This is a genomic window from Microbacterium protaetiae (assembly GCF_004135285.1).
Classification (GTDB): Bacteria; Actinomycetota; Actinomycetes; order Actinomycetales; family Microbacteriaceae; genus Microbacterium; species Microbacterium protaetiae.
The window spans coordinates 524,706-539,709 of the sequence record NZ_CP035494.1 but is presented as its reverse complement, the minus strand read 5'-3'; the positions used below and the strand labels follow the sequence as shown (position 1 = coordinate 539,709).

General features: G+C 69.4%; 10 protein-coding genes. 8 read left to right on the top strand and 2 right to left on the bottom strand.

Features of this window, described 5'->3' with window-relative positions; translation table 11 throughout:
• Nucleotides 1-133 precede the first annotated feature (133 nt).
• Genes ET475_RS02365 through purH form a run of 3 tightly spaced genes read left to right on the top strand, consistent with a single transcriptional unit; the run spans nucleotide 134 to nucleotide 3,855 of the window.
• Nucleotides 134-1,579 (top strand): cell division protein PerM, encoded by a 1,446-nt coding sequence (locus tag ET475_RS02365; protein ID WP_207205392.1) that lies wholly within the window; start codon nucleotides 134-136, stop codon nucleotides 1,577-1,579.
• 35 nt (nucleotides 1,580-1,614) lie between these two features.
• Nucleotides 1,615-2,223, top strand: coding sequence for a phosphoribosylglycinamide formyltransferase (gene purN, locus ET475_RS02360; RefSeq protein ID WP_129385664.1), 609 nt, complete (start codon nucleotides 1,615-1,617; stop codon nucleotides 2,221-2,223).
• 21 nt (nucleotides 2,224-2,244) lie between these two features.
• On the top strand, nucleotides 2,245-3,855 hold the full coding sequence (gene purH, locus ET475_RS02355) for a bifunctional phosphoribosylaminoimidazolecarboxamide formyltransferase/IMP cyclohydrolase (RefSeq protein ID WP_129385662.1): 1,611 nt from the start codon (nucleotides 2,245-2,247) through the stop codon (nucleotides 3,853-3,855).
• A 140-nt stretch (nucleotides 3,856-3,995) separates the two neighbouring features.
• On the opposite strand, the gene ET475_RS02350 is transcribed toward purH, so the two are convergent.
• Nucleotides 3,996-5,414 (bottom strand): dihydrolipoyl dehydrogenase family protein, encoded by a 1,419-nt coding sequence (locus tag ET475_RS02350; protein ID WP_129385659.1) that lies wholly within the window; start codon nucleotides 5,412-5,414, stop codon nucleotides 3,996-3,998.
• A 408-nt stretch (nucleotides 5,415-5,822) separates the two neighbouring features.
• Here ET475_RS02350 and ET475_RS02345 point away from each other — a divergent pair, with 408 nt between their 5' ends.
• The 4 genes from ET475_RS02345 to ET475_RS02330 all read left to right on the top strand — a co-directional run bounded on the left by ET475_RS02345 (nucleotide 5,823) and on the right by ET475_RS02330 (nucleotide 12,012).
• Nucleotides 5,823-7,385: a DNA-3-methyladenine glycosylase 2 family protein gene (locus ET475_RS02345; protein WP_129385657.1), complete on the top strand. Its 1,563-nt coding sequence runs from the start codon at nucleotides 5,823-5,825 to the stop codon at nucleotides 7,383-7,385.
• A gap of 13 nt (nucleotides 7,386-7,398) precedes the next feature.
• On the top strand, nucleotides 7,399-7,899 hold the full coding sequence (locus ET475_RS02340; protein WP_129385655.1) for a methylated-DNA--[protein]-cysteine S-methyltransferase: 501 nt from the start codon (nucleotides 7,399-7,401) through the stop codon (nucleotides 7,897-7,899).
• Between the two features lie 493 nt (nucleotides 7,900-8,392).
• Entirely contained in the window at nucleotides 8,393-10,207 is a 1,815-nt protein-coding gene (locus tag ET475_RS02335) for an ABC transporter ATP-binding protein (RefSeq protein WP_129385652.1), read from the top strand.
• Nucleotides 10,204-12,012 (top strand): ABC transporter ATP-binding protein, encoded by a 1,809-nt coding sequence (locus ET475_RS02330; protein ID WP_129385650.1) that lies wholly within the window; start codon nucleotides 10,204-10,206, stop codon nucleotides 12,010-12,012. The genes ET475_RS02335 and ET475_RS02330 overlap by 4 nt, the downstream gene beginning before the upstream one ends.
• A 74-nt stretch (nucleotides 12,013-12,086) precedes the next feature.
• On the opposite strand, the gene ET475_RS02325 is transcribed toward ET475_RS02330, so the two are convergent.
• Nucleotides 12,087-12,539, bottom strand: coding sequence for a GNAT family N-acetyltransferase (locus ET475_RS02325; protein ID WP_129385648.1), 453 nt, complete (start codon nucleotides 12,537-12,539; stop codon nucleotides 12,087-12,089).
• A 155-nt stretch (nucleotides 12,540-12,694) separates the two neighbouring features.
• Here ET475_RS02325 and ET475_RS02320 point away from each other — a divergent pair, with 155 nt between their 5' ends.
• A complete protein-coding gene (locus ET475_RS02320; RefSeq protein WP_129385646.1) occupies nucleotides 12,695-14,914 on the top strand; it encodes an NADP-dependent isocitrate dehydrogenase in 2,220 nt (739 codons plus the stop codon).
• The last annotated feature ends 90 nt before the right edge of the window (nucleotides 14,915-15,004 follow it).

Genomic DNA, 15,004 nt, shown 5'->3' with positions numbered 1-15,004 from the left:
GACCCCATTTCACAGCATCCGTCCAGGAATGCCGGCAAACCGCGCGCGAGCACCGCCTGCCGGCGCGCGTTTGCCGCCCGCGGGCGCGCCCGCGGGGGTGGATGCCGCGGCTCTGGGTAGTCTCGACACGCCCATGCATCGCCTTCTCATCGCCCTGCTCTCTGCGTTCGACGCGCTCATCGCCGCGGCCGTCGGCCTCGCCGTGGCGCTGGCGACCCTCACGGTGCTGTGGGTGGCCGGCATCGGTGCTCCCGAGTGGTCGGCGTTGTGGCCGGTCACCGCCGGCGTGTGGCAGCTCGGGCACCTCGTGCCGTTCACCATCCACCTGTCGGCGGAGTATCTCGCCGTCACCGGAATCCCCGACGGCGCGGCATCCATCGCTCTGTCGCTCGCCCCGCTCGCCTTCGCGTGTTTCACGGCCTATCGCGGGGTGCGGTCGGGCATTCGCGCGGGGCGCAGCGGCGCCTGGATCACGGGCGTGGCCGGTGCGGCGGTCGCCTTCGCCGTCGTCGCCGCGGTCGTCGGTCTGACCTCGCGTACACCGGTGGCTGTTGCATCCCTCTGGCAGGCGGTGCTGCTGCCGACCCTCGTCTTTCTGCTGCCCTGTCTGGCCGGGGCGGTCGGGGCCGCATGGCGGTCCGACTCCGGTGTCATCGGGCGGCTGCGCGAGCTGATCGATGACCTGCCCGGGCTGTGGCCCGAGGTTCCGGCGCTCGCGCTGCGTGGGGCCGGCATCGTGCTGACCGCGGTGACCGGCATCGGCGCCCTGGGCGTGATCGCAGCCCTGCTGCTGCGCGGCGACGAGGTGATAGCGCTCTACCAGGCGGCCAACCTCGACGCGACAGGTGTGATCGTCGTCTCGCTCGCGCAGCTCGCCTACCTGCCCACGCTCATCGTGTGGGCGCTCTCGTTCATCGCCGGACCAGGGTTCGCGGTCGGTACCGCCACCGCCGTATCGCCGGCGGGCACGCAGCTGGGCGTGGTGCCGGGCATTCCGGTGCTGGGCCTGTTGCCCGAGTCGGTGTCGCCCTGGCTGCTGCTGCTGGTGCTGCTGCCGATCGGCGCCGGCGTGCTGGCGGGATGGATGCTACGCGGGCAGATGCCCCGTCCCGGTGACGTGGGGGCGGGGGAGCCGGCTGTGCGGGGGGCGTCGACATCCTGGCGCCGCGAGGACTACGGCGTGCGTGCCGGCGTCGCGGTGGGTGTGGCCGTGCTCAGCGCGGCGGGCGCGGCGCTGGCCGCGTGGGCGGCATCGGGGGCGTTCGGTCCCGGGCGCCTTGCGCTGGTGGGCCCGCACCCCGGTGCGGTGGCACTTGCCGTCGGAGTCGAGGTGCTGATCGGTGTGGGCATCCTGCTGCTGACGCCCGAGGGCGAGGGCGGGACGGATCGCGGCAGGCTCGCCGGCGGCACGCCGGGAGCGACCGGGGTGAAGACCACTTCGTCGGTCGAGGCGGACAGGGCGGCGGCCCAGGTGGATAGGGCGGTGACCTCGGACGATGACACGGCGGGCGAGGATGACATCGACACGGCGCCGATCGATCCCGGGTTCCTTGACGGCCCCGACGAGATTCGGCCCTGATCGGGGCGATCCATTCACGCGGGTAGACTGGGCGGGTGCTGACGGTCGCCGTACTCATCTCGGGCGCAGGCTCGAATCTGCGGGCTCTGCTCGACGCCGCCGACGACCCCGACTATCCGGCGCGGATCATCGCCGTCGGCGCCGATCGGCAGGCCGACGGCCTGGACCATGCCGAAGCCTTCGGCATCCCGACCTTCACGGTGCCCTACGCGCGGTTCAGTAGTCGTGAACAGTGGGGCGCCGAACTCGACGCACAGCTGCGTGTGTGGAACCCCGACCTCATCGTGCTGAGCGGGCTGATGCGGCTGCTGCCGTCGGCGACCGTGGATGCCTTCTCACCCCGCATCATCAACACCCACCCCGCCTACCTGCCCGAGTTTCCCGGTGCGCACGGGGTGCGCGACGCGCTCGCGGCCGGTGCCACGCAGACCGGCGCCAGCGTCATCGTGGTCGACAACGGTGTCGATTCGGGCCCCATCCTTGCGCAGGAGCGCGTGCCGGTGCTGCCCGGTGACGACGAGCAGTCCCTGCACGAGCGCATCAAGCCTGTCGAGCGGCGCCTGCTCATCGACGTGGTGCGCCGCGTCGCCACCGGCGACCTCGATCTTGCCGCGGCATCCGCCCCGGTGACCCAGACCCCCTGACAGCACCGAGAAGGAGCACCTATGGCCGGCCCTCACCACGATCCCTCCCTGTACCGCGAGCGCGACATCGTCCCCGTCCGCCGAGCGTTGGTCTCGGTCAGCGACAAGACCGGCCTGCTGACCCTGGCCGAAGCGCTCAGCGGTGCCGGTGTGGAGATCGTGTCGACGGGCTCGACCGCATCGACGATCCGTGACGCCGGCTTCGCCGTCACCGACGTGTCGGCGGTCACCGGGGTTCCCGAGCTGCTCGACGGACGCGTGAAGACGCTGCACCCCAAGGTGCACGGCGGGCTGCTGGCCGACCTGCGCCTGCAGTCGCACGAAGAGCAGCTCGCCGAGTTCGGCATCGAGCCGTTCGAACTGGTCGTGGTGAACCTGTACCCGTTCGTGGAGACCGTGCGTTCGGGCGCCGGCGCCGACGACGTCGTCGAACAGATCGACATCGGGGGACCGGCCATGGTGCGCGCATCGGCGAAGAACTTCGCGAACGTGGCCGTCGTGGTCTCGCCCGAGTCGTATCCGGCCATCATCGACGCTGTCACCGGTGGCGGCACGACGCTGGCCGAGCGCAAGGAACTGGCCGCCCGCGCGTTCGCGCACACGGCGAACTACGACCGGGCCGTGGCCACCTGGTTCTCAGAGGAGACCCTCGCCGAAGGCGTCGACCTGCCCCAGCATCTGACGATCAAGGCCGAACGAGTCGCGCCGCTGCGGTACGGCGAGAACGCCCACCAGCGCGCGGCCATCTACTCGCGCGTGGGCGGGCACGGCATCGCCCAGGCCGATCAGCTGCAGGGCAAGCCGATGTCGTACAACAACTACGTCGACGCCGATGCCGCCCTGCGTGCCGCGTTCGACATGGTGCTGCCGGCGGTCGCGATCATCAAGCACGCGAACCCGTGCGGCATCGCGGTGGCCGCGCCCAACGCGCTCGACCCGATCGCCAGCGCCCACCTGCGTGCGCATGAATGCGACCCGCTGTCGGCGTTCGGCGGGGTCATCGCCGCCAACCGCACGGTCACCCTGAAGATGGCCGAGAACCTGCGTGACATCTTCACCGAGGTGATCGTCGCCCCCGACTTCGAGGCAGAGGCCCTCGAGCTGTTCGCGCTCAAGAAGAACCTGCGCGTGCTGCGGCTGCCCGATGACTGGACGCAAGAGCCGATGGATGTGCGCCTGGTCTCGGGCGGGCTGCTGCTGCAAGACGCCGACCGGTTCCCCGACGACGACTTCGCCTCGGTGGCTGCCGGATGGGATCTCGTCTCGGGTGAGCAGCCCAGCGATGCCGAGATGCAGAACCTCATCTTCGCCTGGAAGTCGTGCCGTGCCGTGAAGTCGAACGCCATCGTGCTGGCCAAGGATTCGGCCACGGTCGGCATCGGCATGGGCCAGGTCAACCGGGTCGATTCGTGCAAGCTGGCGGTGGAGCGCGCCGGAGAGCGCGCGGCCGGCTCGGTCGCGGCATCCGACGCCTACTTTCCGTTCTCCGACGGCCCCGAGACGCTGATCAACGCGGGCATCACCGCCATCGTGCAGCCCGGCGGTTCGGTGCGCGACCAGGAGACGATCGATCTGGCCCGCGAGCGCGGCGTGACGATGTTCTTCACCGGAGAGCGGCACTTCTTCCACTGACGCCTGCCCCGGGAAATTCCATATGGAATTTCCCGCACCACATCAATTTTCCGGCGGTTTGATGTGGGCTGGGAGATTTGATGTGGTCTGGGTCGGGATGCCGCGGCCGCGGCATCCCCACCGCCGCGGCATCCACCGTCCTACGCCGTCGCGCGCCCGGCCTGCTCGAGCCAGCGCAGCCACACCTCGCTGATCGTCGGATACGCCGGCACGGCATGCCACAGCCGCGACAGCGGAACCTCGCCGACCACCGCTATCGTCGCCGCATGCAGCAGCTCGCCGACGTCGGGCCCGACGAAGGTCGCGCCCAGGAGCACGCCGCGCTTCTGGTCGACGACGGCGCGCGCCCGGCCGCGGTAGTGATCGGCGTACGCCGCGGCCCCCGCGATGCCCGACAGGTCGTTGTCGAGAACGCGGATGTCGCGCCCGGTCGCCCGCGCCTCGGCCTCGGTCATGCCCACCGCGGCGATCTCGGGCTCGGTGAAGACCACCTGCGGCACCGCGTCGTGATCGGCCGTCGCGGCGTGGCGGCCCCAGGGTGCGGCATCCACCGTCGCTCCGGTGGCGCGCGCGGCGATGACGTCGCCGGCAGCGCGCGCCTGGTACTTGCCCTGGTGCGTCAGCAGCGCGCGATGGTTGACGTCGCCGACCGCATACAGCCAGTCGCTGCCGACGACCCGCATCGTGTCGTCGACGTCGAGCCAATCGCCCGGGGCACATCCTGCGGCATCCAGCCCGATGTCGTCGGTGCGCGGAGCGCGGCCGGTCGCGACCAGGACCTCGCTGGCGCGCACGGTGCTGCCGTCGTCGAGCGTGAGCACGACAGCGCCGTCGGTCTCGCGGCGCACGCTCGCGGTGTTGCCCGTGCGGATGTCGACGCCGGCCTGAACAAGCGCTTCGCGCACGGCATCCTGCGCGAACGGCTCGACGCGGCCGAGAAGCCCCGAGCGCACGATCATCGTGATGCGGCTGCCGAGCCCGGCATAGGCGGTCGCCATCTCGCAGGCGACAACGCCACCGCCGATGATCGCCAGCGAGGCGGGCACCTCGTGAGCCGATGTCGCCTCGCGGCTGGTCCACGGATGCGCGTCGCGCAGCCCGGGGATGTCGGGGACGGCCGCCCGGGTTCCGGTGCACACGGCCACGGCATGACGGGCGCGCAGCGTGCGCGCCGGAGACTCAGGCGGGGTCACCGTCACCTCGCGCTCGCCGGTGATGCGGCCCTGCCCGCGCACCAGGTCGATGCCGGCGCTGCGCAGCCATTCGACCTGGCCGTCGTCGCTCCAGTCGTGCGTGAGCACGTCGCGGCGACGGAAGGCTCCTGCGGGGTCGATCGGGCCGGTCACCGCCTGCCGTGCGCCGTCGATGTCACGCGCGGCTCGCAGCGCGGCTGCCGGGCGCAGCAGTCCCTTCGAGGGCATGCATGCCCAGTACGAGCACTCCCCGCCGACGAGCTCGCTCTCCACGATCACGGCCGTGAGACCTGACTGCACGGCGCGATCCGCCACGTTCTCGCCGACGGGGCCGGCGCCGATCACGATGAGGTCGTAGGTGTCCATGGGTGACACCGTAGGCGCTTGCGCGCGTCTACGCGATGGGGTTGGACAACCGGGATGCTGCGACCCGCGCGGCCGGCTTCGGCACACCGAGCGCCGTGTGCGGACGTGTCCGGTGCCGGCGGAGCGGAATTCGACCAGCGTGAACGTGGCCCCGTGGGCCGCCCGGCAGGGGTCGCCCGGCCGGAGCCGCACGGCTGGGGCCGCCGGGATGGGGCCGCACGGCCGGAGCCGCACGGCCGGGGCCGACCCGCCGGAGCCGCTGCGTCACCGCTGTGCGTCGTGCTGATCGGTCGTCCGCCGCCTTCGTCCCCGGGCGCACCGGGGGTGCGCATCTGACGACTACCGCGGCCCCACCGAGATGGCCGATTTCCGCTATCCAGGCAGCAGTGCGCGTGTCAGGCTAGAGCTATGAGCGTGACGGCGATGACCTTCGACGAGCGCTACCGTGCCATCGACACGCGCGACGCGCGCTTCGACGGGCAGTTCATCACGGCGGTGCGCTCGACCGGCATCTACTGCCGCCCGAGCTGCCCGGCGCGCACGCCGAAGCCCGCGAATGTGACGTTCTTCCCGACGGCGGCTGCCGCGCACGAGGCCGGTTACCGCGCCTGCAAACGCTGCCTGCCCGATGCGGCGCCGGGCTCGCCCGAATGGAATCTGCGAACGGATGCCGCAGGCCGAGCTATGCGCCTGATTCAAGACGGCGTCGTCGAGCGCGAGGGCGTGCCCGGCCTTGCCCGGCGCCTCGGGTATTCGCCCCGCCAGCTCGGCCGCATCCTGACCGCAGAACTCGGCGCCGGCCCCCTCGCCCTCGCCCGCGCGCATCGTGCGCACACGGCGCGCATGCTGCTGGTGGGCACCGATCTGACGGCGGCCGATGTCGCGTTCTCGGCCGGCTTCGCCAGCATCCGCCAATTCAACGACACCGTGCGGGAAGTGTTCGGGATGCCGCCGCTGCAGCTGCGTGCGCGCCGGCACCTGCTGCCCTCGACGGGTGAGGCAGGCCGGGTGCGGCTGGTGCTCGCGCATCGCGCACCGATCGATCTCGACGGACTGTTCGCCTGGATGCGCGCGCGAGCCGTCGACGGCGTCGAAGAGGCATCCGAGACCTCCTACAGCCGCACGCTCGCCCTGCCGCGCGGGCCCGGGTGGATGCGCATCCACGCCGACGGCGACGCGCTGCGCTTGGATGCCCGGCTCGCCCACCTCGCCGATCTGCCGGCGCTGATCGCCCGAGCACGGCGCCTGTTCGACCTCGACGCCGACCCTGTCGGCATCGACGGCGCTCTTGCGCGACATCTCGAACTCGCGCCCGCCGTCGGAGCGGTGCCGGGGATGCGCGTGCCCGGGGCGGTCGATGCGGGTGAGATGCTCATCCGCGCGATGATCGGCCAGCAGATCTCGGTGGCCGCGGCCCGCACCGCACTGACCCGGCTGACGCACGCGCTGGGGGAGCGCCTGCCCGGCGGGGCACTGTTGTTCCCGACCATGGCGGCGATCGCAGAGCGGGGTGCGGAAGTGCTGCGCGGGCCGGGCGCGCGCATCCGCGCGATCACCGGTGCGGCCGCGGCGCTGGCCGACGGATCGCTTCAGCTCGGCGCCGGAGACGACCCCGTCGCCCAGCGCGCTGCGTTGCTGGCGATGCCCGGCATCGGGCCGTGGACCGCCGACTATGTGCGGATGCGGATCACCGGCGATCCCGATGTTTTCCTGCCCGGCGACGTCGCCGCCCGCGCCGGTGCCGCTCGCCTCGGGCTGCCCGGTGAAGCGAAGGCGCTGGCGGCGTGGGCCGAGCGCGCCGCGCCGTGGCGCAGTTACCTGACCGCGCACTTCTGGCGCGCGGCATCCACCCCTCTCGGCTCGCCCGAGGCGCGTGCAACAACTCAGTCTGCGGGCGCCGGCGATGCGGAGCCGCCTGCGGAAACACGCGGGGCGAGGCCGCGCGTGTCCGCGCCCAGACTGAATGAGTGACCACAGGAGAACCATGACTGCCCTCATCGAGACCCTCGAGACCCCCGACGGCCCGTTCACGATCGTCAGCGACGCCGGGAACGTGCTCGCGTCGGGCTGGACGAGCAACGCGGACGCGGTCGTCGCGCGCATCCATGTGAGCCTGCGACCTCGCGATATCGTGCCGGGTGCGACGGATGCCGCAGCCGCTGTCCGGGCGTACTACGTCGGAGACCTCTCCGCGATCGACGCGGTGCCCGTACGGCAGCACGGAACGGCGATGCAGCGTGACGGCTGGGCGGCGCTGCGCCGGATCTCGCCGGGCCGCCCGCTCTCGTACACCGAGCTCGCGGCCGCTGTGGGGCATCCGGCCGCGGTGCGGGCAGCGGCATCCATCTGCGCGCGCAATGCGCCGGCACTGTTCGTGCCGTGCCATCGCGTGCTGCGCGGCGACGGGTCGCTGGGCGGCTTCGCCTGGGGCCTGGACGTCAAGCGCCAGCTGCTCGCACGCGAGGCCGCCGCCGCCCCCCATTAGCCGCGAGTTGTCCCCTTGTGCCGCGAGTTGTCCTCGGGTTGCGCGACTTGTCCTTGTTGTGCCGCGAGTTGTCCTCGGGTTGCGCGACTTGTCCCGGGGCAACTCGGGCAACGCGGGGGCAACTCGGGCAACCCCGGGACAACTCGGGCAACGCGGGGTCAGGTCGCGCAACGCGGGGACAACTCGGCGAGCGGCGGTGTTGCACTCAGGCAACGTTCAGGCATATGCTGGTCGGCTGTCGCGTCTTGGACGCAGCAGCCCTGTTCCGCGATCCGAGGAGGAAGCCATGTACCAGGCCGTCATCGACGTCAAGCCGGTCGTCTTCCGTCCGCTCGCGGCGGGGATCATCGTCGAGGGATAGGCTGCCGCAACCGCCGTCATCCGGTTCGTCGCCACACGTTTCGCCTCTTCGGCGCCCGTTTCCCTCCGCTTCTGCGTCGCCCGCCGCGGGTGACATCTGTCTTTTTCCGCCCACCTTCTCCCTGCAAGGATCATGAGTTCTTCGTCTTCGCAACGACTGTCCACGCCGCGCGCGCTCGCGCGGCTCATCCCCTTCGTCAAACCGGTGCTGCCGCGCCTGATCGGAGGCCTTTTCACGGCACTCGCCGGCGCGCTGATGACGCTGATCATCCCTCTGGTGCTGCAGGGAGCCGTCGACGGGCCCATCGCCGACAAGAACCTGCCGCTGATCGTCTGGGTCTGCCTGGGCGTTCTGGTTCTCGGCGTGCTTGAGGCCGTGTTCGTGTTCCTGCGCCGTGCCTTCGTGCTCGGCCCGGCGACCAAGGTCGAGTACCGCATTCGCCAGGACTTCTACGAGCGGCTGCAACGGCTGCCGGTCGCCTTTCACGACCGGTGGCAGTCCGGGCAGCTGCTCAGCCGGATGATGCAGGACATCAGCCTCGTGCGCCGCTGGATAGCATTCGGCCTGATCATGCTGATCGTCAATGTGCTCACGATCATCATCGGCACGGTGCTGCTGTTCCGCTGGCACTGGGCGCTGGGAACGTCGCTGATCGTGCTCTCGATTCCGCTGTGGTTCTTCGGCTACCGCTTTGAGCAGCGCTACGGCGCTCTCACGCGGCAGAGTCAGGATCAGGCCGGTGATCTGGCCACCTCGGTGGAGGAGAGCGTGCACGGCATCCGCGTGCTCAAGGCGTTCGGGCGCGGCAAGCATGCGTTGCAGAAGTTCACGCGGCAGGCAGACACACTGCGCGGAACCGAGATGCGCAAGGCGCACGAGGTCGGGCTGCTCTGGTTCTGGCTCGACTCCGTGCCGATGCTCGCCTTCGGCGTATGTCTGCTGCTGGGAATCTGGCTGGCCAGTCTCGGCCAGTTGACCGTCGGCGAGCTGTTCGCGTTCTTCGCGATGGCGACCGCCCTGCGCTGGCCGCTCGAGTCGCTCGGCTTTCTCTTCTCATTCCTGATGGACACCCGCACCGCGACCGACCGTGTCTTCGAGGTGTTCGCCGAGCAGAACAGCATCACCGATCCAGCCGAACCGGCCACGATCACCGAGCCTCGCGGCGAACTCATCTTCCGCGGCGTGCACTTCCGCTACCCCGACTCGCGCGCAGACGAAGCCGACCTGCTCGACGGCATCGACCTCGCGCTGCGCCCCGGTGAGACCATGGCGCTGGTCGGGCTGACCGGATCGGGCAAGACGACGTTGACCACCCTTCCGGGCCGCCTGTACGACGTGACCGGCGGAGCCCTCGAACTCGACGGCGTCGACGTGCGGGAGCTGAGCCTGGGCGAGCTGCGGCGGCACATTGCGATGGCGTTCGAAGATGCCACGTTGTTCTCGGCGTCGGTGCGTGAGAACGTTCTGCTCGGACGCGACGACCTCGACATCCACAGCCCCGAAGCGCAGGCGGTTCTCGACGAGGCGCTGCAGACCGCGCAGGCGCAGTTTGCCTACGAACTGCCGGACGGCGTCGACACGACAGTGGGTGAAGAGGGCCTGAGCCTGTCGGGCGGGCAGCGCCAGCGCCTCGCGTTGGCGCGTGCGGTCGCGGCGGCACCGACGGTGATGGTGCTCGACGATCCGCTGTCGGCATTGGATGTCGACACCGAGGCGCTCGTCGAGGCGGCATTGCGGCGCGTGCTGGCCAGCACCACAGCCCTGATCGTTGCGCACCGCTCCTCGACGGTCGCATTGGCCGACCGGGTGGCGCTGCTCGAAAACGGAAGGATCAGCGCCGTGGGCACCCATGCCGAACTGCTGCACACGAGTGAGCATTACCGCTACGTGATCTCGAGCCTCGAGGTCGAGGATCAGCACGTGCGAGAAACGGAGGTGAACCTGTGAGTACGGTCGTCGGAACCCGCGGTGAAGACCGCAACGACTACACGAAGTCCGAGAGTCGCGCGATCCGGCAGCGCTCGCTGCGCCTGCTGGGCTCGCTTCTGTCGCCGATGCGCTGGCTCGTCGTGCTCTGCGGTGTGGTGGTCGTCGTCTCAACCGCGTTCCAGGTGATCGGCCCCACGCTGATCGCGTACGGGATCAACACGGCGCTGCCGCGCGCGTTGGCAGCCGATTGGATGCCGGCGTTCGGCATCACCATCGCCTATATCGTCGTCGGCGTTCTCGGGGCGCTGCTGATGGGCTGGTTCGTCGTGCTGTCGGCCAAGCTCACGCAGACGATCCTGCTCGACCTGCGCACCCGGATCTTCCGGCACACCCAGCGGCTGAGCCTGGAGTTCCACGAGACGTACACCTCAGGCCGCATCATCTCGCGGCAGACGAGCGACCTCGAGGCCATCCGCGAGTTGCTCGACGGCGGACTAACCCAGCTCGTCTCGGGGGTGCTGTTCGGCGTCTTCACGCTCATCTCGCTGTTCCTACTCGACTGGCGCAGTGGGGCTGTCATCATCGTCATGGGCGTGCCGCTTGCGTTCCTCATGCGCTGGTTCTACGGGCAGTCGCAGAAGGGATTCCGCGCATCGCGCGTGGTCTCGGCACGGCTGATCGTGCAGTTCGTCGAGACCATGACGGGCATTCGCGCTGTCAAGGCGTTCCGCAAGGAGCGCCGGAACGACGCGGAGTTCGGCGAGATCTCGTCGGAGTACCGCCGGGTGAACCTGCGTCTGGTGAACCTGTTCGGCATCTTCGAGCCGGGGCTGATCCTGCTGGCGAACATCACCATGGCGGTCGTGCTGCTGTGGGGCGCCTTCCGAGTGATCGACGGCACGCTGCTCATCGGTTCGCTGCTGGCGGCAGTGATGTACATCCGCAACTTCTTCAGCCCCCTGCAAGAGGTCGCGATGTTCCTGAACTCGTACCAGTCGGCGACCGCCGCGCTCGAGAAGGTGTCGGGTGTCCTCGAGGAGGAGCCCAGCGTTCCCGATCCGGTCAAGCCGATCGACCTGTGGGAGGCCCGTGGTCACCTCGCGTTCGACGATGTCGAGTTCGCCTACGGTGCCGGCAAGGTCATTCTGCCCGACTTCTCGCTCGACATCCCCGCGGGTCAGACGATCGCGCTGGTGGGAACCACCGGTGCCGGCAAGTCGACGCTGGCCAAGCTCGTGTCGCGGTTCTATGACCCGACCGATGGCTCGGTGCGCCTGGACGGCGTGGATCTGCGCGACCTGCACCCGAAGGACCTGCGCCGCGCGATAGTGATGGTCACGCAGGAGGCCTATCTTTTCAGCGGCACGGTCGCCGACAACATTGCGCTCGGCAAGCCCGACGCGACGCTCGACGAGATCCGCGCGGCGGCGCGGGCAGTGGGGGCGGACGTCTTCATCGAGAGCCTTCCCGACGGGTACGACACCGACGTGAACAAGCGCGGCGGTCGCGTCTCAGCCGGCCAGCGGCAGCTGATCTCGTTCGCCCGCGCGTTCTTGGCCAACCCGGCGGTGCTGATCCTCGACGAGGCGACGGCCTCGCTCGACATGCCCAGCGAGCGTCAGGTGCAAGAGGCGCTGCAGACTCTGCTGGCCGACCGCACGGCGATCATCATCGCGCACCGGCTGTCGACGGTCGCGATCGCCGACCGCGTGCTGGTCATGGAGCACGGCCGCATCATCGAGGACGATGCCCCCGACGCACTCATCGCCGGTACCGGCAAGTTCGCGCAGTTGCACGCGGCTTGGCGCGAGTCGCTGGTGTGAGGTGAGGGATGCCGCGGTGCGGCATCCCTCACCTTGAGAGGCGGGCGGATGCCGCACCGCGGCATCCCACCCCGTCAGAGACGGATCTCGGCGATGACCTCGCCGTACTCCGTTTCGCCGACGGGCGTGAAGCCGACGCGCTCGAAGAACTTCTCGGGTCCGCCGCTGCCGGCCTCGTAGATGACGTTGACGTGGTCCATGCCGCGCGAGCGGGCCTCGTCGAGCAGCCCGTCGACGGCGAACCGGCCGACGCCGCGGCCCTGCTCGTCGGCGTCGACGTTGATGCGCCAGAGCACGGACCGGAAGTGCTCCTGCGGAAAGTCGGGGTCGAAGTTCGCGCTGACGAAGCCCACGACCTCGTCGCCGTCGACCACGACGCGCTGCCACGAGGTCTGCGGATTCACCACCGTCGCGGCGATGCCGTAGCTGACCGGGGAGAGGAATTCCTCTTGACCCGGCTTCAGTGAGAAATTGTTGACCGCCACGATCGTCGTTGCTGACAGTTCCACCAAGCGCAGGTCTCCCATACCGCCAGAGTATCCACATTTGCGGCACGGATGCATGTCGAAAATCCAGAACGGCCGTCGCACCCCGCGCGGAGATATCTCGATATCAAGATATTTTCGCCGGGGCGGTAGGCTGGAGTCACCCCGATCGAAGCAAGCGAACGAAGAGGCATGCGGTGACCGATTCCACCATCATCTACACCTACACGGACGAGGCGCCCGCCCTGGCGACGGCGTCGTTCCTGCCCATTATCCGGGCCGTCACCGGCCAGGCCGGGGTCGATGTCGAGACCCGCGACATCTCGCTGGCCGGGCGCATCCTCGCCGCGTTCCCGCAGAACCTCACCCCCGAGCAGCAGGTCGGCGATGCGCTGGCCGAACTCGGCGGTCTCGCGACCCTGCCCGAGGCCAACATCATCAAGCTGCCGAACATCTCGGCTTCGATCCCGCAGCTGAAGGCAGCCATCGCCGAGCTGCAGGGCAAGGGCTACGACATCCCCGACTATCCCGACGAGCCGTCGACGGTCGAAGAGAAAGATGTCCGCGCGCGCTACGACCGGGTCAAGGGTTCGGCGGTGAACCCCGTGCTGCGCCAGGGCAACAGCGACCGCCGCGCGCCGCTGTCGGTGAAGAACTACGCGCGCAAGCACCCGCACACGAACAAGTCGTTCCCCGCAGGGTCGAAGACCCGCGTGGCGACGATGGGCCACGACGACTTCAAGACCAACGAGAAGGCCGTTGTCATCCCCAACGACGATGTCCTCACGATCCAGCATGTCGCCGACGACGGAACGGTGACCGTCCTCAAAGACGGGCTCAAGGTGCTCACCGGCGAGATCGTCGACGCGACGTTCCTTTCGGCAAAGGCCCTCGACGCGTTCCTGGCCGAGACCATCGAGCAAGCCGAGACCGACGGCATCCTCTACTCGGTGCACCTGAAGGCGACGATGATGAAGGTCAGCGACCCGATCATCTTCGGTCATGTCGTCAAGGCGTATTTCGCCGACGTCTTCGATCGCTTCGGCGAGCAGCTGGTCAAGGCCGGTCTGAGTGCGAACAACGGCCTGGGTGCGATCCTGAGCGGACTGGGCAAGGTCGACGGCGGCGACGCGATCGCCGCGGCGATCACCGCCGACCTCGAGCGCGGCCCCGCGCTGTCGTATGTCAACAGCGACAAGGGCATCACGAACCTGCACGTCCCTTCGGATGTCATCGTGGATGCCTCGATGCCCGCCCTGATCCGCAACGGCGGCAAGCTGTGGGGGGTCGAGGGTGAAGAGGCAGACACCCTCGCCGTCATCCCCGATTCCTCGTATGCGGGCGTGTACCAGGCCGTGATCGACGACGTGATCGCGAACGGTCCGCTCGACCCGGCCGTCATCGGCACCGTGCCCAACGTGGGCCTGATGGCGCAGGCCGCCGAGGAGTACGGCAGCCACGACAAGACGTTCGAGATCTCCTCGGCCGGGCGCGTGCAGGTCGTCAACGGCGATGGCGAGGTGCTCATCGAGCACGTCGTCGAAGCCGGCGACATCTGGCGTGCCACGCAGACCAAAGACATCCCGGTGCGCGATTGGGTCAAGCTCGCCGTCACCCGTGCCCGCGCCACCGGCGACCCCGCGGTGTTCTGGCTTGATGCCAACCGCGCGCACGATGCGCAGCTGATCGCCAAGGTCGCCGAGACCCTCGGCAAGCTCGACACCGCTGGGGTGACCACGACGATCCTGCCCCCGGCCGAGGCCACGCGGTACTCGCTCGCGCGCCTGCGGCAGGGGCTGGACACCATCTCGGTCACCGGCAACGTGCTGCGCGACTACCTGACCGACCTGTTTCCGATTCTCGAGGTCGGCACCAGCGCCAAGATGCTCTCGATCGTGCCGCTGCTGGCCGGCGGAGGGCTGTTCGAGACCGGTGCTGGTGGGTCGGCGCCCAAGCACGTGCAGCAGCTGCTGAGCGAGGACTATCTGCGCTGGGACTCGCTGGGCGAGTTCTTCGCGCTGGCCGCGTCACTCGAGCACTTCGCGACCACGACCGGCAACGCCAAGGCGCAGGTGTTGGCCGACACGCTCGACCGTGCGACGGGGACGTTCTTGGAGAACGACAAGTCGCCCGGACGCAAGCTCGGCACCATCGACAACCGCGGCAGCCACTTCTACCTGGCGCTGTACTGGGCGCAAGAGCTGGCCGGTCAGTCCGATGACGCTGAGCTGGCGGCCGCGTTCGCTCCGGTGGCCGAGGCGCTGGCGACGAACGAGCAGAAGATCGTCGACGAGCTGGTCGCTGTGCAGGGCGAGGCCGTCGAGCTGGGCGGCTACTACCGCCCCGATGGCGAGCTGGTCGCCCAGGCGATGCGCCCCTCCGAGACGCTAAACGCGATCATCGACGGCCTGAAGTAGAAGAGGGGGGGGATGCCGCGGCATCCCCCCTCTTCTCTCTCTGTCTCTCTCCGTCTCTCTGTCTCTCCCTCGCCCCACCCACGCGAGTTG

What these genes read in the sequence shown, in the direction of transcription:
- ET475_RS02365 (WP_207205392.1), top strand. Translation starts at nt 134, where the DNA reads ATGCATCGCCTTCTCATCGCCCTGCTCTCTGCGTTCGACGCGCTCATC.
- purH (WP_129385662.1), top strand. Translation starts at nt 2,245, where the DNA reads ATGGCCGGCCCTCACCACGATCCCTCCCTGTACCGCGAGCGCGACATC.
- ET475_RS02350 (WP_129385659.1), bottom strand. Translation starts at nt 5,414, where the DNA reads ATGGACACCTACGACCTCATCGTGATCGGCGCCGGCCCCGTCGGCGAG.
- ET475_RS02345 (WP_129385657.1), top strand. Translation starts at nt 5,823, where the DNA reads ATGAGCGTGACGGCGATGACCTTCGACGAGCGCTACCGTGCCATCGAC.
- ET475_RS02340 (WP_129385655.1), top strand. Translation starts at nt 7,399, where the DNA reads ATGACTGCCCTCATCGAGACCCTCGAGACCCCCGACGGCCCGTTCACG.
- ET475_RS02335 (WP_129385652.1), top strand. Translation starts at nt 8,393, where the DNA reads ATGAGTTCTTCGTCTTCGCAACGACTGTCCACGCCGCGCGCGCTCGCG.
- ET475_RS02325 (WP_129385648.1), bottom strand. Translation starts at nt 12,539, where the DNA reads ATGGGAGACCTGCGCTTGGTGGAACTGTCAGCAACGACGATCGTGGCG.